At 62.7% G+C, this 17,506-nt stretch carries 17 protein-coding genes; 8 read left to right on the top strand and 9 right to left on the bottom strand.

Annotated elements, in window-relative coordinates; all coding sequences use genetic code 11:
• Nucleotides 1–13: 13 nt before the first annotated feature.
• Together ACF6ZU_RS02750 and zapE are read right to left on the bottom strand one after the other, a co-directional pair.
• On the bottom strand, nucleotides 14–1,315 hold the full coding sequence (locus tag ACF6ZU_RS02750; RefSeq protein WP_392890399.1) for a leucine-rich repeat-containing protein kinase family protein: 1,302 nt from the start codon (nucleotides 1,313–1,315) through the stop codon (nucleotides 14–16).
• Nucleotides 1,316–1,523: 208 nt separating this feature from the next.
• Nucleotides 1,524–2,654: a cell division protein ZapE gene (gene zapE, locus ACF6ZU_RS02745; RefSeq protein WP_392890398.1), complete on the bottom strand. Its 1,131-nt coding sequence runs from the start codon at nucleotides 2,652–2,654 to the stop codon at nucleotides 1,524–1,526.
• 282 nt (nucleotides 2,655–2,936) lie between these two features.
• Here zapE and ACF6ZU_RS02740 point away from each other — a divergent pair, with 282 nt between their 5' ends.
• The 7 genes from ACF6ZU_RS02740 (at nucleotide 2,937) to ACF6ZU_RS02710 (ending at nucleotide 9,379) form a co-directional block, all read left to right on the top strand.
• Nucleotides 2,937–3,461 (top strand): spore coat U domain-containing protein, encoded by a 525-nt coding sequence (locus ACF6ZU_RS02740; protein WP_392890397.1) that lies wholly within the window; start codon nucleotides 2,937–2,939, stop codon nucleotides 3,459–3,461.
• Nucleotides 3,462–3,567: 106 nt separating this feature from the next.
• A complete protein-coding gene (locus ACF6ZU_RS02735; protein WP_392890396.1) occupies nucleotides 3,568–4,101 on the top strand; it encodes a spore coat U domain-containing protein in 534 nt (177 codons plus the stop codon).
• 20 nt (nucleotides 4,102–4,121) lie between these two features.
• Nucleotides 4,122–4,658: a spore coat U domain-containing protein gene (locus tag ACF6ZU_RS02730; RefSeq protein WP_392890395.1), complete on the top strand. Its 537-nt coding sequence runs from the start codon at nucleotides 4,122–4,124 to the stop codon at nucleotides 4,656–4,658.
• A gap of 4 nt (nucleotides 4,659–4,662) precedes the next feature.
• The gene (locus ACF6ZU_RS02725) at nucleotides 4,663–5,163 is read left to right on the top strand and encodes a spore coat U domain-containing protein (RefSeq protein ID WP_392890394.1); all 501 of its coding nucleotides are present in this window, start codon (nucleotides 4,663–4,665) and stop codon (nucleotides 5,161–5,163) included.
• Between the two features lie 45 nt (nucleotides 5,164–5,208).
• Nucleotides 5,209–6,000, top strand: a complete 792-nt coding sequence (locus ACF6ZU_RS02720; RefSeq protein WP_392890393.1) for a molecular chaperone — start codon at nucleotides 5,209–5,211, stop codon at nucleotides 5,998–6,000.
• A 53-nt stretch (nucleotides 6,001–6,053) separates the two neighbouring features.
• Nucleotides 6,054–8,411 carry a fimbria/pilus outer membrane usher protein gene (locus ACF6ZU_RS02715; protein WP_392890392.1) on the top strand — a complete coding sequence of 786 codons (2,358 nt, stop codon included), beginning with the start codon at nucleotides 6,054–6,056 and terminating at the stop codon, nucleotides 8,409–8,411.
• Between the two features lie 17 nt (nucleotides 8,412–8,428).
• The gene (locus tag ACF6ZU_RS02710; RefSeq protein WP_392894005.1) at nucleotides 8,429–9,379 is read left to right on the top strand and encodes a spore coat protein U domain-containing protein; all 951 of its coding nucleotides are present in this window, start codon (nucleotides 8,429–8,431) and stop codon (nucleotides 9,377–9,379) included.
• Nucleotides 9,380–9,506: 127 nt separating this feature from the next.
• Here ACF6ZU_RS02710 and ACF6ZU_RS02705 read toward each other — a convergent pair whose 3' ends face one another.
• From ACF6ZU_RS02705 to ACF6ZU_RS02675, 7 genes are all read right to left on the bottom strand, one after another.
• Nucleotides 9,507–10,553, bottom strand: a complete 1,047-nt coding sequence (locus tag ACF6ZU_RS02705) for an ABC transporter substrate-binding protein (protein WP_392890391.1) — start codon at nucleotides 10,551–10,553, stop codon at nucleotides 9,507–9,509.
• Nucleotides 10,554–10,571: 18 nt separating this feature from the next.
• On the bottom strand, nucleotides 10,572–11,687 hold the full coding sequence (locus ACF6ZU_RS02700) for an NAD(P)/FAD-dependent oxidoreductase (RefSeq protein WP_392890390.1): 1,116 nt from the start codon (nucleotides 11,685–11,687) through the stop codon (nucleotides 10,572–10,574).
• Entirely contained in the window at nucleotides 11,684–13,039 is a 1,356-nt protein-coding gene (locus ACF6ZU_RS02695) for an FAD-dependent oxidoreductase (protein ID WP_392890389.1), read from the bottom strand. The genes ACF6ZU_RS02700 and ACF6ZU_RS02695 overlap by 4 nt, the downstream gene beginning before the upstream one ends.
• A gap of 403 nt (nucleotides 13,040–13,442) precedes the next feature.
• The gene (locus tag ACF6ZU_RS02690) at nucleotides 13,443–13,733 is read right to left on the bottom strand and encodes a (2Fe-2S)-binding protein (RefSeq protein WP_392890388.1); all 291 of its coding nucleotides are present in this window, start codon (nucleotides 13,731–13,733) and stop codon (nucleotides 13,443–13,445) included.
• Between the two features lie 7 nt (nucleotides 13,734–13,740).
• Nucleotides 13,741–14,535, bottom strand: coding sequence for an ABC transporter permease (locus tag ACF6ZU_RS02685; protein ID WP_392890387.1), 795 nt, complete (start codon nucleotides 14,533–14,535; stop codon nucleotides 13,741–13,743).
• Nucleotides 14,536–14,541: 6 nt separating this feature from the next.
• Entirely contained in the window at nucleotides 14,542–15,411 is an 870-nt protein-coding gene (locus tag ACF6ZU_RS02680) for an ABC transporter permease (RefSeq protein ID WP_392890386.1), read from the bottom strand.
• The gene (locus ACF6ZU_RS02675; RefSeq protein ID WP_392890385.1) at nucleotides 15,408–16,427 is read right to left on the bottom strand and encodes an ABC transporter ATP-binding protein; all 1,020 of its coding nucleotides are present in this window, start codon (nucleotides 16,425–16,427) and stop codon (nucleotides 15,408–15,410) included. Before ACF6ZU_RS02675 ends, ACF6ZU_RS02680 begins: the two co-directional genes overlap by 4 nt.
• Before the next feature lie 242 nt (nucleotides 16,428–16,669).
• Here ACF6ZU_RS02675 and ACF6ZU_RS02670 point away from each other — a divergent pair, with 242 nt between their 5' ends.
• A complete protein-coding gene (locus ACF6ZU_RS02670; protein ID WP_392890384.1) occupies nucleotides 16,670–17,506 on the top strand; it encodes an IclR family transcriptional regulator in 837 nt (278 codons plus the stop codon).

Genomic DNA, 17,506 nt, shown 5'->3' with positions numbered 1-17,506 from the left:
GCTCGCGAAGCGGTCACCCGCCGTTCAATTCCCGCACAATTTCGCTGAACCCCGGCCGCGCTAGCACTTGCGGCTGACAGCAACGCTGCTGCAAATCTTCCAGCTTCACACGCGCCTGATCACTCAACCCCGAGTCGATCCGCTCCAGCAATTCCCCCAACAGCACACCAAATGCGCGCACCTCAATCCGCTGCAATGCGCGGGTTTCAAGGCTGTCTTCGGTCGCGTGGAAAGACGCTGCGCCAAAGTCCCCCAACAGGCAATCGCCGTGCTCGTTCCACATAATATTGTGGCCATAGAGATCGCCGTGGGTGATGCCCTGGCGGTGTAAATGCTCGGCCACCGAGGCGATGCCGCTGGCGATCCGCAAAGCCACGTCGGCGCTGAAGCGGGTGTCGTCGGCGTAGACATCACGGCTGCAGGACGCCAGGCTCGGCAGCCCGGCGAGGTTGCGATAGCTCGGGTCGATCAGCTCCATGACCAATCCGGCCTGGGCCTGCGGATGCTCGACAATCCGTCCTTCGACCCGGATCAGGTTGGGGTGCAGGCCGGCGGTGATGCAGGCGTTCATTTCGTGCAGCGGTGATCCGTCGCTGGTCATTTCGCCCTTGTAGAGTTTGACCGCGACCGGCGTTGTCTGCTGCCACAACGCCTGATGAATGACCCCGGAAGCGCCTTCGCCCAGCTTTTCTTCAAGGCTGATCTGTGACCAGGCAATGGTCGGCGTGGCGTCGAGCGCGGCGGCATCGGCTTCGGTTTCCAGCGGATTGCCGGCGTAGGCCAGCCAGGTCAGGCTCGGCAGGGTCAACAGCCATTCGGGCAACTCGGTCAACTGATTGGCCGCGATGCGGGTCAGTTCGAGTCGATGGCAGTTGCTCAGGCTCTCTGGCAAGTGGCGCAGACGGTTACCGGCCAGCATGAGTTTTTGCAGGTGTGGGCGTTCTCCCAGTTCGGTCGGCAGTTCGCTGATGCGGTTGTCGGTCAGGATCAACCAGCGCAATAACGGCGGCAGCGCGGCGCCCGGCACGGTTTGAATGCGGTTGGACTTGAAACCGACCATGGTCAGCGCGGGGCACTGGCCAAGACAGGCGGGCAGCTCGGTGAACTGGTTGCGGTCGCAGAACAGCACGCGCAAACGGGTCAGGCGATGAAAGTCGTCGGGCAGGCTGCGCAAGGCGTTGCCACTGAGGTTGAGTATTTCCAGCGAATCCCCGAGGTCGAGGATTTCCCGGGGGAACTCCGTCAGGTCGGCGGCCAGGTCCAGGCGAGTGACGCCAGCCAGCAGGCCGGCGCGCAGTTGGGCAAGGGTATCCATGAACAGATTCGCTATTGATCGAGGTTGGGGCGCGGGGGCCTGGAAAAGGGCGACATGATAGCGGTAAAACTCGGGTGGCTGTCAGACCGCCATCGCGAGCAGGCTCGCTCCCACTTTAGACCGGGTTGTCCGCACGAACGCGGTCAAGTGTGGGAGCGAGACCGGCTTGCCGGCGATGGCGATAGATGCAACACCAGCGATCCTGCTGTCAGACCGGCTCCCTGACCTCCATCAACTGCCCCAGCCGACTGCGGGTGCGCGCCAGGTCAATGGCATCCCCGCCCAGGCTTTCGCGCAACGAGCGTTGCCCCAGCAGGATCAGGTGCTTGTCCTGGTCGTATAGAACGTCCACCAGATTGATGAAACGCTGCTGTGCAGCAATCGAACAGTCGGCGAGGCTGGGCAGTTTGTCGATGATCCAGTGATCGAAGCGCCGGCACAGCTCCAGGTAATCCATGACGGCGGTGGGCTGGTCGCACAGGTCGCCGAAGGTGAAGCCGATGGTGCGCCCTTCGCAGTAGCGCGCAGGCAAATGCCGCGTGCCGACCGGCAACGCGATAGCGGGCGCGTCGGGTTCGGGTAGGTTCAAGGCCTGACGCTGGGCCACGGTGGCCGGCCACACGTAGTGGCCTTGGGTGAACAGCTGCTGCGCGTGGGTTCTGGTCTGGCTGCGATAGTCGTGGGGGCCGCCGACTTCCATGACTTGCATGCGTGCATTGATCAGGTCGATCACCGGTTTGAAACGCGCATGGTAGAGCGGATTGGGCAACAAGCCTTCGGGCGGGTAGTTCGACGTGACCAACAGCAGGATGCCCCGGCGAAACAGGGCCTTGAACAGCCGCGTGATGAGCATTGCGTCGCCGATGTCATGCACATGGAACTCGTCGAAACACAGTACCCGGCAATCGCTCAGCAGTTCGTCGAGGGTGGTCGCCAGCGCGTCAGGTTGTTCGCGGTGACTGAACATGCCCTGATGCAGCCGGGCGAAAAACTCGTGAAAATGCAGGCGCTGTTTTTCGGCAATGGGCAGCGCCTGGAAAAAACCGTCGAGCAACCAGCTTTTACCGCGGCCCACGGCACCATGCAGATAAAGCCCCGGCAGAGGTTTCGCCGAACTGCCCAGCAGCGCGGCGGCGTGCTGCGCCATGCAATCGATCACGCGCTGCTGGCTGTGGCTCAGGGTGTAGCCCTGGGTGTGGGCCTTGTGGCGGAAGTAGTCCTGGACCGCGCGGCCTGCCGGCGAATGACCGGCGGACAGGTTCGATGCCTTGGCGAAGAAGCGGCGCAGCGCAGGCCAGCGTGATGTAAAACGCGAACGGTTGGGCGGTCGAACGGCCACTGATATCACCCCGTATTCGTCAGGCAGGCTCCCCGAGTTGCGGGGCGTAGTGTAACCAATACAGGAAATTTGCTTCCAGTTGTGTCGACGGCTGAGCGGTATATTTGGACAGAAATGTGCGGGGTGTACAGCTAATTGTCCGCAGGAGTGATGGTTGTTCGCCAGTATCTCGACACAAAAGCACACTCTTTCCCTGGATCCAATTTTCCCCGGATAACTGGAAAATCCTCGCTGCGTTGCTAACCTGACTTGAACAAGCCACCCCAAACAAGGAATGGGGACGTGAATGGAATTGTGGTATTGGCAGTCGCGGGCATGATGCTCAGTACGCAGGTGTTGGCCGCAGAACTTCAAGTGCAGGTGCGGGTTGACGTGCAGCGCGGCTGTCAGCTGGTCGGGCAACAACGCAGCGCGGGCGTCGAACAATTGGGTGTGCTGGACTTCGGCCCCACCGCGCGCCTGGATGACCCGGCCGGACCTTTGGGCGCGGCGCTGATGAACGAGCGCCTGCCCCGTCTCGAATGCAATCCCGATACCCCTTATCAATTACGCGTCGACGGCGGCCTGCACGGTGGCGTCGGTGATGTGCGTTACATGGCGGGCTCCGCCGGCAGCAAGCCCATTCCTTATCGGCTCTATCAAGACCCCGCGCGGTTGATCCCGCTGGCGGTGGACGTGCCCATGAGTGGACGGGTGCCGGATACGGGTTCGGTCGATCTACCGTTGTATGCGCGAATCGAGCCGCTGGCGGAGATTCCCCGGGTCAGTCGCTATACAGACCTGGTGAAGGTGACAGTCACCTGGTAGCCGCGAACAGGTAATGGCCCCCGATGGATTCGGGTGGCGCAGGGAAGGGGGCGCTCCTCGTTGGACGTCCGGTTTTTTGAGTCCTGAAGGAATTGGGATTGGCGTTATGACAAACAGATTCTGGATAGGGATGGCCGCAGGGGCAGGGGTATTGCTGACGGGCGTCGCACACGCGGCGATCAGCGGCCAGATCTACGCGCGCCTGACGATCATGGCCGGCTGTGAAGTCACCAACGGTGGCAGCGCCGGCAGCCCGGTCAGTGATTTCGGTACGCTTGATTTCGGCCAGCAGGGCCCGACCTGGAACACTCCGATCAAAGCCAGCCTCGGCGAAGACGGCAGCGGCAAGCTGAATGTCGCCTGCAACCCGTCGGTCACCGGCTTCACCGTCACCATCGATGGCGGCACCCATGGCGACGGCACCACCCGGCGCCTGAGCAACGGTCGCCAGACCCTCCCTTATCAACTGTTCCTCGATGCCTCTGGAAACCAGAGCTACAGCATCGGCCAGCAACACAATTTCGCTGTCACCAGCGGGGCCCGAATACCGATTCCGGTGTTTGGCTCGGTGGTGGCGAACTCCCGCGCGGTACCGGCCGGTGTCTACACCGACACCCTGACCGTGACGCTCGATTGGTAAACCCGTAGAGGACGGACTCCATGCACATGCTCGCTAAAAGGATAGGTTTATCACTGCTCGGCCTGACGCTGGCGTCCAGTGCCCACGCGGCGACCACGGTCACCGGCCAGATCACTTCCAGCCTGATCCTGATCAGCAGTTGTCAGGTTAACGGGGCCGGTGGGTCCAGCGGGCTGAATTTCGGTGCCTTGAATTTCGGTACCGCCAACAGCCTGTTCCCCACTGTCGACGGCCAGGTGCTGGGCGGTGGCGGTGGGGCGTTGTCGATCCTGTGCTCCAGCGGCACCACGCCAACGATCAAGGTCCGGGCCGGCGCCCACGACGGACTGTCGACGGGGGGGACCCGTGCGCTGTACGACGGTGTCGCCAACTATGTGCCGTACGACCTGTACACCGACTCCGGACATACCCAGGTTTTGGCCATCGACGGGGTGATCAACCTGGCTGCCAGCACTGGCGTGGCGCAGACCGTGAACATCTACGGTCAGGCCAAGGGCAAGGCCGGGCTCCCGGCGGGCACCTACAGCGACACGATTTCCGTCGAACTGACGTTCTAGCGCCATGAACCGCCATGGAGGCGCGGTGCTGGTGTTGTTGTGTGCGGCCAGTGTGCCGATGCCGTTGGCGGCGGTGACCAGCCAGAGTTTTCAGGTCAATGCCACGGTGACTCCCGGTTGCCTGGTGGTCGGCGGCGTCTCGAATTACGGCAGCCTGAACTTCGGCAACCAGTCGGCACTGGCCACCGGCACAGTGCAAGTGGCCCTGAGCGGGGGCGTGCAGTTGCAATGCACGCCGGGGGTGACGATGAACATGACGGTCGATGGCGGCCAGTACAACAGCAGCGGTCGGCACATGCAGCTGACCACCGGCAGCAACCGTGTGGCGTACCAGTTGTTTCGCGACGCGGCGTACAGCCAGAGCCTGGGGATCGGGCAAACCGTGGCCGTGGCGTATACCGACGCGAACAACATTCGCCTGCCGATCTACGGTCAGGTGCAGTTACCGGGCAATCAGCCTGGAGGGACCTACAGCGATGTGCTGCAAGTGCAGCTGTCGTGGTAATGCGGCGTTTTTTTGATCGAGCCTGGAAGGCATAGGAGTAGGCAAATGGGTGGTCCTTCGCAGCGGCATTCGGTCGTGCGTCAGGCAGTGTTGGCGATGATGTTGTTGGCGGCGGCGGTCAAGGTGCAGGCGGCCAGTTCGGTGCTGATCTGGCCGATCGACCCGGTGCTGGAGGCCGATCAGCAGGCCAGTGCCTTGTGGCTGGAAAACCGCGGCGATGAACCGGCGAATTTGCAGATTCGGGTATTCGCCTGGAGCCAGAGCGGTTTCAGTGACCAGTACCAGAACCAGCGCGACGTGATCGGCAGCCCGCCCGTAACGAAGATCGAACCGGGCCAGAAACAGCTGGTGCGCCTGACGCGCACCCGGGAGATTCCACCGGGGCAGGAGCTGGCCTATCGCATCATCATCGATGAAATACCCTCGGCGAAATCGCCCGTTGCCGAAGAAGGCAAGACCGCTGCGGCGATTCGTTTCCAGATGCGTTATTCGGTGCCGTTGTTCGCCTACGGCGCGGGTCTGTGGAGCAAGGAGGACACCAGCCGCAAACGCGATCCCAAGGGCGCGGGACTGCCCGATTTGAGCTGGCGCACGGTGGCGGTGGACGGTCGGCCCTATGTCGAGGTGCGCAACCAGGGGGCGGTGCATGCGCGGTTGACCGACGTGGCCTTGAAGCAGGGTGGGCAGACCAAACCGTTGGTGGAAGGTCTGCTCGGTTACGTGTTGCCGGGCGCGATCATGCGTTGGCCGGCGCCCGGTCCGGTGGCGGGGGATCCGGCGTTGCAGGTTCGGGTGAACGGTGCGCCGCAGGTACAAAGCATTACCCCAGCGCGCTGATCTGTCGCTGAGGGGAAAGGGAGAACAGGTCCATTGACGGACGTAAAACGGTAATGAGCCAGCGTTGGGCTCGCAGTTTCCAGTGTTCGTTGTGGGCCATGAGTTGTGTGGGGTGCCTGGCGTTCGCGTGCCCGTCCGGGGCAGCCGATTTGCCGCCCCCACCCAGCGGTATGGAGGCCGTGGCCGATGCACAGTTGTTTCTGGAGTTGGTGGTCAATCAGATGAATACCGGGCGCGTCGTCGCGGTGGAGCAGCGCAACGGGCGATTTTTCCTGCAGGCTGGCGCGTTGCGTGAAACCGGCATGAAGCTGCCGGAGCACCTCGACGCCGAAGTCGACCTCGACAGCCTGTCGGGCCTGCACAGCGAGTACGACAGCGCCGGTCAGCGCCTGCTGCTCGACGTGCCGCCGAACTGGCTGCCGGAACAGTTTGTCGGCAACCGCGACGCCTACCCGCGAACCCCGGCCCTGAGCAGTTTCGGGGCGCTGCTCAACTACGACCTGTACCTCAACGACACCGATGATGCCGGCACTTACCTCGCGGCGTGGAATGAAGTGCGCTTCTTCGATAGCTGGGGAACGCTGTCCAACACCGGTCAATACCGCCGTACACTGTCGGGTGATTCGGTCAGCACACTGAACAACGGCTACCTGCGTTACGACACCACCTGGCGTTACTCCGATGATGAACGGTTACTGACCTACGAGGCCGGTGACCTGGTCAGCGGCGCATTGCCCTGGAGCAGTTCGGTGCGCATGGGCGGGGTGCAAGTGTCGCGGGACTTCGCGGTGCGTCCGGACCTGGTGACCTATCCCTTGCCGCAGTTTGCCGGCGAAGCGGCGGTGCCATCCTCGGTCGATCTGTTCATCAACGGCTACAAATCCAGCAGCGCCGACCTGCAACCCGGCCCTTACACACTGACCAACATTCCGTTCATCAACGGCGCCGGCGAAGCGATGGTGGTCACTACCGATGCCCTCGGCCGGCAAGTCTCGACCACCGTGCCGTTTTACGTCACCAGCAATTTGCTGCAAAAGGGCCTGAGCGATTTTTCGGTGGCCGCCGGGACCTTGCGCCGTGACTACGGCATTCGCGATTTCGGTTACGGTCCCGGTGTCTCGTCCGGCAGCCTGCGCTACGGCCTGAGCGATAACTTCACCGTGGAAAGTCATGCCGAGGCGTCGGACTCGCTGACCCTCGGCGGCATCGGCGGCAATCTGCGCCTCGGCAACTTCGGCGTACTGAACACCGCGTTGAGTCAAAGCCAGTTCGACGGCGACAGCGGTCAGCAACTCAGCCTCGGCTATCAATACAGCAGTCAGCGCTACAGCTTCTCGTATCAACGCCTGCAACGCCGCGATCAATACGCCGACCTGACGGTGATCGACAGCCCTTACGCGACTCTCAGCAAGCGCAGCGAACAGGCGACGCTCAGCCTCAACCTCGATACCTGGGGCAGCCTCGGCGCCGGGTATTTCGACGTACGCGCGGCGGACGATTCGCGCACCCGTTTGCTCAACCTGACGTGGAGCAAACCGCTGTGGCGAAACACCAGTTTTTACCTGTCGGCCAACCGCGAGATCGGCGACAGCAATTGGGCGGTGCAGGCGCAGCTGGTGATCCCGTTCGACCTGCGTGGCAGCCTGGCGATCAGCAGCGAGCGCAGCAAGACCGGGCAGAGCCAGCAGCGGGTCAACTACAGTCGGTCCGTGCCGACGGAAGGCGGGGTCGGTTTCAACCTCGGCTACGCCCACGGCGACGGACCGGCCTATCGCCAGGCCGACCTGACCTGGCGCTTGCAATCGGTGCAGTTGCAGGCGGGTGTCTACGGCAACAGTGACGCCGAAACCCGTTGGGCGGATGCCAGTGGGTCGCTGGTGTGGATGGACCGTCAGGTGTTCGCCGCCAACCGCATCGACGACGCGTTTGTGGTGGTCAGCACCGATGGCTATGCCGACATCCCGGTGCGTTACGAAAACCAGCAGGTCGGCCAGACCGATCGCAACGGTCACCTGCTGGTGCCGTGGAGCAGCGCTTACTACCGTGGCAAATATGAAATCGATCCGCTGAACCTGCCGGCCAATGTGCGCAGCCCGAACGTCGAACAGCGTATAGCCGTGCGCCGCGGCAGCGGTTACCTGCTGGAGTTTCCATTGAACCGGGTGATTGCCGCGAGCATCGTGCTGGTGGATGCGCAGCAGCAAGAACTGGCCTTGGGCAGTGGCGTTGTCCATGAACAGAGCGGCACGCACACCGTGGTCGGTTGGGACGGTCTGGTGTACCTGGAAAATCTGCAGGCGCAGAACACGTTGCGAGTGACGCTGGCCGACGGGAACACCTGCGAGGTGCAGTTCGCGGTCGATATGAAGCAGGATCAGATCCCGCTGATCGGGCCGCTGGTGTGTCGGTGAGTGCGGTGAAGTGGCTGATGCTGGTGGTCTTGTGGCTGCCCGGTTCGGCGTGGGCATTGTGCTCGGCGGTCACGACCACCCCTGTGGCATTCGGCTCGCTGAGCTCGATTGCCGTGCGCACCGTGTCGCAGTCCAGTTCAACCCTGAACGGGGGGTTGAGTTGCACGGGATCATTGCTTTCGTTGCTGACCACCAACGATCACTTCTACGCCACGATTACTTCGACTCAATCCGGACTGCTGGGGCCCAACGGTGACGTCATCGGTTACACGCTGTATGCCAATAACTCCACCAGTTACCCGATCACCCGCGGCACGGCGTTCGACTTCGCGCGCAACGGGATCATCGATGCGCTGGGCTTGCTGGGCAGCGTGGTGCCGAAAACCGCACCGATTTATCTGGGCACGACCATCGGCAGTAACGTGTCAGCGGGGGTCTATACCGAAACCCTGAGCATTTTCTGGAGCTGGAATTACTGTTCAGGCATTGGTGCCGGCAGCCTGTGCCTGGGACGCGACATCAATAGCGGCACCACCTCGCTGACGGTCAATCTGACGGTCGCCAATGACTGCACCATCACCGCGCCGAACATCAATTTCGGCAGCGCGCCGGTGATCAGTGCGTTCACGGCGGTGACTGGCCAGACCATCAACCTGGCGTGCACCAAGGGCAGCGCTTACACCGTGGGGCTGAGCGATGGTTCACAACCGGTCAGTGTCGGTGGGCGGCGGCGGATGATTTCCGGCAGCAATTATCTGGCGTATGACATTTTCAAAAGTGCCGGGACCACGCGTTGGGGCAATGTTGGCAGCGCCCGCCGGGCCAGTAGTGATGCAGAGGTTAACCCCGGTAATGGCCTGGGCACCGGCAGTCAGATCTTCAATTACAACGCGAAAATCTACACCGACCAGACCACCCCGCCGGCGGGGACGTATCAGGACAATGTGATTCTGGATGTCGGTTTTTAGTCACGACGCCCCCCCTGTAGGAGCGAGCTTGCTCGCGATGGTGTGTCAGTCGACATCACTTTGACTGACACACCATCGCGAGCAAGCTCGCTCCTACAGGGGATTAAGGTATTCGATAGATTGAGATCTACCGCTCGATACTGCGATTCCACCGCGCGTTCCACGCCGGACGCTGTTCGTTGACCTGATCCCAGTCGATGGCAATCGCCGTATCCAGGTACTTTTTCATCGCCTCGACCTGACCGCGGGTCTTGTCCGTGGTCGGGGTGTTCGGGTTGGACGGGATCTGGTCGCCGTCTTCAAGCGCGGCGGCTTGCGCATCGGGGGTCAACAGAAACGCAGCGAGTTTCTGCGCCAGTTCCGGTTGGGTGTTGTTGGCAATCGCGCATTCGGCGACGTTGAGGACCACTGCGCCTTCTTTAGGCTGCGCGTACTCGACCGGCATGCCCTTGAGTTTCAGCGCGGTGACCTGGGTCGGCGTCAGCGGGAACAGCGCCGCTTCATCGGTCTGGAGCATTTCGGAAATCTTCGCCGAGCTTGGAATGTATTCCAGCACGTTGCGCCCGACCGTGTTCGGCCAGGCCTTGAAACCCGGCTCGACGTCGGTTTCGCTGCCGCCCTGAATCCGGTTGAACATCAGGAAGCCGTGCAGGCCGAAGGTCGAGGAGGCCATCGACTGGAACACCAGTTTGTCCTTGAAGCGCGGGTCGGCCATGTCCATCCACGAGGTCGGTGTCGCCCAGCCTTTTTCCTTGAACAGGCGCGTGTTGTACGCCAGCCCGGTGACGCCGAGGCTGACGGCCACGGCCTGATCCTTGATGCGGCCCTTGGCCGGGATCTGCGCCAGGGTCGGGTTGTCTTCGAGTTTGTCGCACAGGCCCATGGCGATGGCGCGGTACATGATGCCGTCGTCGAGGAACATCACGTGCATCTGCGGGTTGCCTTTGCTGGCCTGGACCTTGGCCAGGATGTCGGCGGACGTGCCGGGCACGATCACCACTTTGACGTTGTTGGCTTTCTCGAAAGCCGGCAGCACCTTGTCGGCGTAGAGCCGCTCCATGGTCCCGCCGTTCATGCCGAGGTAAAGCGTCGGTTCGGCGTGGGCCTGGGCGACCGTGAACAGGGCGCTCAGGCATGAAAAACCGAGCAGTGCAGTGCGTTTGACGTTATTCATTGGCGCGACCTTCCTCTATCAAGCAACGGAGATGGAGTGAAACCGGGTGATGGAAAACGCATCCAGCGACGTGGTTGAGGCGCCGCTGCAGATGATCTCGGTGAGCGCCTGGCCCACCGCAGGGCCGATCTGGAAGCCTGCGCCGGCAAAGCCGAACGCGTGCAACAGGCCGGGTTGGGTGCCACTGTGGCCGATCACCGGCTGGCGATCGGGCAGGTAACCTTCGGTGCCGCTCCAGGTACGAATCGCCTGGGCACCTTCAAGAAACGGATAGAGCTCGACGGCCTGGCGCAGGATCTCGATCACCGCGTGTTGACCGGGACGTGCGCGGGCATCGTCGAGGGCAAAGCCCTGGCCGCCGCCGAGCACGCAATTGCCGCGCGCGACCTGACGCGCATAAATCCCGCCGCCCTCGACCCCGGTGCTGGCATCCATCACCAGCGGCAACGGCTCGGTGACCAGCATCGCCGGGTGCCCGGCGTGCATCGGCACGGCTTCACCGAATTGTTCGGCCAGTGTTCCTGCCCATGCGCCGGCGCAATTCAACAGCCACGGTGCGTGCAGTTCGAGACCGTTTTGGCTGCTGACGCGAAAGCGCTGGCCGTCGTGCTCCACTGCACTGACCGCGCATTGTTCATGAACTTGCGCGCCATGCCGCCGTGCCGCCCGAGCAAACGCTGGCGACACCAGGCGCGGGTTGGCGTGACCGTCGTCCGGGCAAAACGAGGCGCCGACCGCCACGTCGCCGACCCATGGAAAACGCGCGCGCAAACCGGCCTGGTCGAGCAATTGCAAATCGAGACCGAAGCCCTGACTGCTTGCGGCATAGTCCTGCAACGCACGCAGGTCGTTGAGGCTGCGGGCCAGTTTCAAGTGGCCGCTGCGCTGGTACTCACCATCGATGCCGATCAACTGCGGCAAGTGGCCCCAGATCTCATGAGCCCGTTGCGACAACGGCAATTGCGACAGCGGTCGACCCTGACGACGCACGCCGCCGTAGTTCACGCCGCTGGAATGCGAGCCGCAAAAATCCCGTTCCAGCAGGGCCACGCGCTGACCGGCCTGACTGAGGAACAGCGCGGCGGAGGCGCCGACAATGCCGCCGCCGATGATGACTGCGTCGACCTCGATCATGGCTCGATCTCCAGGCCAAACGGCAACGGTTTGATCGGAGCCTGCGCTCGCAGCCGCCCGATGTCGGACACCGCGCGCTGACTTTCGCAGGCAATGATTTCTGCGGCGGCGGCACCGCAGATCCGGCCCTGGCAACGACCCATGCCGACCCGGCAATGGGCCTTGACCCGATTGATCTCCCAATGGCCTTCGCGCACGACTTCGCGGATGTCGCCGGCGCGGACTTCTTCGCAACGGCAGATCATTACGTTGTCAGCGGTGTTGGCCGCCCAGTGTTCGGGGAAAACGAAGGCGCGTTCGAGGCCGTGGCGAAAGGTGTCGATTCGCCCAAGCGCCTGCTCCAGTTGCACGCCGCGTTGTGGCGGGATCAGGTAACCGATGTCTTCCAGCAAGGCGAGGGCTGCGCGTTCGCCGGCCATTTCCGCGGCGTCGGCGCCCATGATGCCGGCGCCGTCACCGGCCAGGTACACCTCGGCGACGCTGCTGCGCCCGGCGCTGTCGCGTTGCGGCAGCCACGCACGATTGAGCGGGTTCCAGTTGAAGGCGCAGCCGAGCAGGTCGGCGAGTTGGGTTTCACTGCGCAAGCCGTGGGCGAACGCGACGGCGTCGCAGGCCAGCGGGTGTTCGCCGCTGGCGTCGGACCAGCTCAGTGCTTGCACTCGCTGCTCGCCCTCGATGCGTTTCAGGGTTGCACCCTGATGCACCGGAATGCCGTGGGCGGTCAGCCAGCTGCGGTAATAAATGCCTTTGGCCAATGTCGCCGGTTGCGCCAGCAGGCCGGGGAGGGCACGGGCCTGGGCGCTGAATGGGGAGCTGTCGAGTACCGCGACCACTTTCGCCCCGGCCTTGGCGTATTGATACGCCACCAGGTAGAGCAACGGTCCGCTGCCGGCAAACACCACCCGCTCACCGATGGCGCAGCCCTGGAATTTCAGGGCGATCTGCGCGGCGCCGAGGCTGTAGACCCCCGGCAGTGTCCAGCCCGGGACCGGCAACACCCGGTCGGTGGCACCCGTGGCGACGATCACCCGCGAGAACGCCAGGCGTGCGGCACGGTTCTCGTGCAGGATGTCGAGCGCACCGGCTTCGGCGTTCCACACCAGCGTGTCCGGGCGGTAATCGATTTGCTCGCGCAGCTCGTCAAGGGTTTGGTGCAAGGCGTTCGCCTTGCGCGCTTCGAAGCCATACAGCTTGACCGCCGAGCGTTTGAAATTCGCCGGTTGGCGCCGATAAATCTGCCCGCCACCGCGTGCGGATTCGTCCAGCAAAACAGGGCGCACACCATGCGCCACCAGCGTCTGCGCTGCGCGAATCCCGGCCGGGCCGGCACCGACAATCACCACCGAATTCATCCCCGCCCCCTTGTGGAAACTGGCTTGCCGGCGATAGCGGCCAAACATCCAACATCGATGTCGATTGGCACACCGCAATCGCGAGCAGGCTCGCTCCCACAGTGGGTGTGGGGAGACCATAATTTTTGTGCCCGGCACAGATCCCTTGTAGGAGTGAGCCTGCTCGCGATCAGGTTTACACATTCAACGTCCATGCCGGCTGATACACCGCGATCGCCAGCAAGCCGGCTCCTACAGTGGATTGGGGTTGGCCACAATTTTTGTGCCCGACACAGTTCCCCTGTAGAAGCTGGCTTGCCAGCGATGGCGGCTTCACATTCAACATTGATGTTGAGTGACACACCGCGATCGCCAGCAAGCTGGCTCCTACAGTGGATTGGGTTTGCGCTGAAGTAATGTGTGTTCATAGGGATCGCCCCGGTTCGCGGCGGATGTGTTCGCCGGCTTCAAGCAACGTCGAACACGCGCGCACCCGGCGGCCATCGCCCAGGCGGACCCAGCAGTCCTGGCACGCGCCCATCAGGCAAAACCCGGCGCGAGGTTCGGCGCTGAAATCGCTGCCGCGCAAGTGTTCGCTGCAGGTCAGCACCGCGGTCAGCACGGTGTCGCCCAGCAGACCGCTGGCCGGTTGGCCGTCGAGGGTAAAGTCCAGGGCCGGGCGGTCGCCTTCGGCCAGTCGTTTCAGCAGAGCCATGGCGCCCTCATTGTTTACCTACCAGAACCCGATCCAGGCCATAGACCCGATCGAGCAGAATCATCGTCGCCGCGGTCAGCGCAATCACCAGGGCCGACACCGCCGCCATCATCGGATCGATGGATTCGGTGGCGTACACGTACATGCGCACCGGCAAGGTTTGCGTGGCCGGCGAGGTGACGAAAATCGACAGCGTGACCTCGTCGAAACTGTTGATGAACGCCAGCAACCACCCCCCGGCGACGCCCGGCAAAATCATCGGCAGAGTGATCTGGCGGAACAGCGTGAAGCGCCCGGCACCCAGGGATTGCGCCGCGTGTTCGGCGCTGCGATCCAGACCAATCGCCGAGGCCAGCACCAGCCGCAACACATACGGCGTAATCACCAGCACATGGGCAAAGATCAGCCAGGCGAAGCTGCCGTTGACCCCCATCAGCGCGAACAACCGCAGCAGGGCAACGCCCAGCACCAGGTGCGGAATGATGATCGGCGACAGGAATAGGCCATTGAAAAAGTCCCGTCCGGGGAACTCGAAACGGGTGATCGCCAGCGCCGCCGGCACTGCAATCAATGTCGCCAGGCTGGCCGCGCTGAACGCCAGGATCAGGCTGTTGTAGAACGCATCGACAAAGTCGGCGCGCTCGAACACTGCACGAAACCAGCGCAGGGAAAACTCGGTGGTCGGCAAGCTCAGAGTGTTTTCCGGAGTGAAAGCGACTAGGCACACCACCACCAGCGGCGCGAGCATGAACAGCACCACCAGGGTATGAAACAGCAGGGCGAAAGGACCGTTCTTGGACATGACGAGTTATCCCAATGACTTCTTGTAGCGGCCTTCGATCATTCGGTTCCACGACAGCATGATCAGCAGGTTGAGCAACAGCAGCGCGACGGCGATGGCGGCGCCCATCGGCCAGTTCAGTTCCGACAGGTACTGGTCGTAGATCAGCGTGGCGACCATCTTGATCCGGCGCCCGCCGAGCAGGCCGGGAATGGCGAAGGAGCTGGCGGCGAGGCCGAACACGATCAAGGTGCCGGAGAGCACGCCGGGCATGATTTGCGGCAGCACCACTTTGCGCATCACCGTGAGGTGGCTGGCACCGAGGGACAACGCGGCCTGCTCAGCGGCAGGGTCGAGTTTCTGCAATGAGGTCCAGACCGGGATGATCATGAACGGCAGCATCACGTGGACCAGTGCAATCACCACAGCGAATGGCGTGTAGAGCAATTTCATCGGCGAACCGCCGAAGGCTTGCAGGGTTTGGTTGACCAGGCCGTCGGCACCGAGCAACAGGCTCCAGCCGAAGGCGCGTACCACCACCGAAATCAGCAGCGGCGTGAGGATCAGGATCAGGAAAATCGAGCGCCACGGCGCGCCCATGCGGCTGAGGATGTAGGCCTCGGGCACGCCGATCACCACGCAAAGCAGGGTGGTCAGGGCGCTGATCCAGAACGTGCGCAGGAAGATTTCGTAGAAGTACGGATCACCCAGCAGGCTGCTGTAATGGTCGACGGTGTAAGCGTCGCCGTTGATTCCCGAGCTGTAGTCGAAGACGTTGAACGACAACACCAGGGTCAACAGCAACGGGATCACCAACAGGCAGACGTACAACGCCAGCGCGGGGGCCGACAACAGATAACCCTGACGTCCCTGGCGGGCGGCGGCGAGTGTACTCATGCCGGCACCTCGTCGACGCTCAATACCCGCAGCAACGTCGCGTCCCAGTCGAGGCCGACCGCCGTGCCTTCGTTCATCGGGGCGGAGCCGTCGTTGCGGCGCACCACGCAGAGTTCGCCGAGGGCGGTCGACACGCCGTAAAGCCATTGGCTGCCGAGGAAAAAACGGCTGACGATCTGGCCTTGCAGACGACCCTGGCCGGTTTCCCGCAGATCGATTTTTTCCGGACGCAGGCTCAGGGTCAGATCGCCGCCCGTGCTCACCTGCACCACACCGGCACTGTCACGTGCGCCGGGCAGCAGATTGGCCTTGCCGACAAAACCGGAAATGAACTCGGTGCGCGGGTGCTCGTAAAGGGTGTAGGGCGCGTCGATCTGGGTAATGCGCCCGGCCTGCATCACCACCACGCGGTCGCTGATGGACAGCGCTTCGGACTGGTCGTGGGTCACCATCAATGTGGTGATCCCGACTTCGCGCTGGATGCGGCGGATCTCGAACTGCATTTCTTCGCGCAGGTTGGCGTCGAGGTTGGACAGCGGCTCGTCGAGCAGCAGCACTGGCGGCTCGATTACCAGCGCCCGGGCCAGGGCCACACGCTGGCGCTGACCACCGGACAATTCCCGTGGATAACGCTCGGCGTGTTGGTCGAGGCGCACCAGTTTCAGCACCCGGTCCACCCGTTGCTGCAACTCGCCGTTGGGCACTTTGCGCATGCGCAGGCCAAAAGCCACGTTGTCGCTGACGGTCATGTGCGGGAACAGTGCGTAACTCTGGAACACCACGCCCAGGCCACGGCTGGCGGGTTTGGCGTGGGTGATGTCCCGACCGTCGAGCAGGATGCGCCCGCTGGTGACTTCGACGAAACCGGCGATCATTTGCAGGGTGGTGGTTTTGCCACAGCCGGAGGGGCCGAGCAGGGACACGAACTCACCTTTCTCGACCGAGAGGTTGGTGGCGACGACGGCGTCGATCGCGCCGTAACGTTTGCCGAGTCCTTCAAGTTGCACAAAAGCCATGACTGCGCTCCACCTGAGATTGTTATGCGCGGCCTGAGGTCGCGCTTTTTTGTATGGGCAGATACGAAAGGGTCTTGCGGGGTGCGTTGGCGCTCGACTTGAGTCGGCTGCCGCTGTTGTTCGAATCGCCCCTGTGGACGCAGATTAGGACGAAGACTAGGATGGGCTCAATGGCCTATTTCACTGAAGCGATGACTATTTTCAGTTTCATTCAGTGAGCAAATTAATTGTCGAGAAATGACATGACTGATTCCACTGAGCGGAATAAAAATAAAAATGAGGTCGGTGTCGGTGCCGTCTCCAGGCTGTTTGCCGTGCTGCGCACGCTGGGCGATACCGTCGAGGGCGGGGAGCGCGTGACGCAACTGGCCCAGCGCATCGGTCTGTCGCAACCGACCACCCACCGCTTGCTGCGCAGTCTGATGGACGAAGGCATGGTCGAGCAGGACGCGCGCAGCAAGCGCTATCGCCTGAGCCTGGATTTTTTTGCCCTGGCGGCGCGGGCCGGCAATACCGGAAACCTGCGCGAACTGGTGCGGCCGTCATTGCTGCGGCTGTCGGCTTCGCTGGGGGATTCGTTGTTCCTGCTGGCGCGCAGTGGTTTTGATGCGATCTGCCTGGATCGCAGTGAGGGGCCGTTTCCGATTCGTACGTTTACCGGCGACATCGGCGGGCGGGTGGCGTTGGGAGTGGGTCAGGGCAGCCTGGCGATCCTGGCGTTCCTGCCCGAGGAAGAGCGCGACACGGTGATCCATTACAACTTGCCGCGGCTGAAGGATTTCCACCTGTACGACGAGGTGTTCCTGCGCTCGGAAGTCGAGAACGTGCGCGCCCTCGGTTACGCCGGGCGCAACACCGGCGTGCTGCAAGGCATGGCTGGCGTGGCAGTGCCGATTCTCGATCGAGAGGGGCGGGCGGTGGCGGCGTTGAGTGTCGCCACGGTGAGTGATCGATTGGGGCCTGATCGTTTACCGACGGTGGTGGAGATGCTCAAGCGCGAAGCGGCGCTGATCGGGCCGCGGATCAATCCGTTTGATCCGTTGTTGCGACGGCCATCCCAGGTTTTCGGCCAAAACTGA

It is taken from the genome of Pseudomonas migulae, assembly GCF_043225285.1.
Taxonomy (GTDB): domain Bacteria; phylum Pseudomonadota; class Gammaproteobacteria; order Pseudomonadales; family Pseudomonadaceae; genus Aquipseudomonas; species Aquipseudomonas migulae_C.
This window is presented reverse-complemented; position numbering and strand designations above follow the sequence as displayed.

Bases quoted from the DNA above. Each gene is read 5' to 3' on its own strand.
- ACF6ZU_RS02750 (WP_392890399.1), bottom strand. From the start codon at position 1,315: ATGGATACCCTTGCCCAACTGCGCGCCGGCCTGCTGGCTGGCGTCACT.
- ACF6ZU_RS02735 (WP_392890396.1), top strand. From the start codon at position 3,568: ATGACAAACAGATTCTGGATAGGGATGGCCGCAGGGGCAGGGGTATTG.
- ACF6ZU_RS02730 (WP_392890395.1), top strand. From the start codon at position 4,122: ATGCACATGCTCGCTAAAAGGATAGGTTTATCACTGCTCGGCCTGACG.
- ACF6ZU_RS02725 (WP_392890394.1), top strand. From the start codon at position 4,663: ATGAACCGCCATGGAGGCGCGGTGCTGGTGTTGTTGTGTGCGGCCAGT.
- ACF6ZU_RS02720 (WP_392890393.1), top strand. From the start codon at position 5,209: ATGGGTGGTCCTTCGCAGCGGCATTCGGTCGTGCGTCAGGCAGTGTTG.
- ACF6ZU_RS02715 (WP_392890392.1), top strand. From the start codon at position 6,054: ATGAGCCAGCGTTGGGCTCGCAGTTTCCAGTGTTCGTTGTGGGCCATG.
- ACF6ZU_RS02710 (WP_392894005.1), top strand. From the start codon at position 8,429: ATGCTGGTGGTCTTGTGGCTGCCCGGTTCGGCGTGGGCATTGTGCTCG.
- ACF6ZU_RS02705 (WP_392890391.1), bottom strand. From the start codon at position 10,553: ATGAATAACGTCAAACGCACTGCACTGCTCGGTTTTTCATGCCTGAGC.
- ACF6ZU_RS02700 (WP_392890390.1), bottom strand. From the start codon at position 11,687: ATGATCGAGGTCGACGCAGTCATCATCGGCGGCGGCATTGTCGGCGCC.
- ACF6ZU_RS02695 (WP_392890389.1), bottom strand. From the start codon at position 13,039: ATGAATTCGGTGGTGATTGTCGGTGCCGGCCCGGCCGGGATTCGCGCA.
- ACF6ZU_RS02690 (WP_392890388.1), bottom strand. From the start codon at position 13,733: ATGGCTCTGCTGAAACGACTGGCCGAAGGCGACCGCCCGGCCCTGGAC.
- ACF6ZU_RS02685 (WP_392890387.1), bottom strand. From the start codon at position 14,535: ATGTCCAAGAACGGTCCTTTCGCCCTGCTGTTTCATACCCTGGTGGTG.
- ACF6ZU_RS02680 (WP_392890386.1), bottom strand. From the start codon at position 15,411: ATGAGTACACTCGCCGCCGCCCGCCAGGGACGTCAGGGTTATCTGTTG.
- ACF6ZU_RS02675 (WP_392890385.1), bottom strand. From the start codon at position 16,427: ATGGCTTTTGTGCAACTTGAAGGACTCGGCAAACGTTACGGCGCGATC.
- ACF6ZU_RS02670 (WP_392890384.1), top strand. From the start codon at position 16,670: ATGACTGATTCCACTGAGCGGAATAAAAATAAAAATGAGGTCGGTGTC.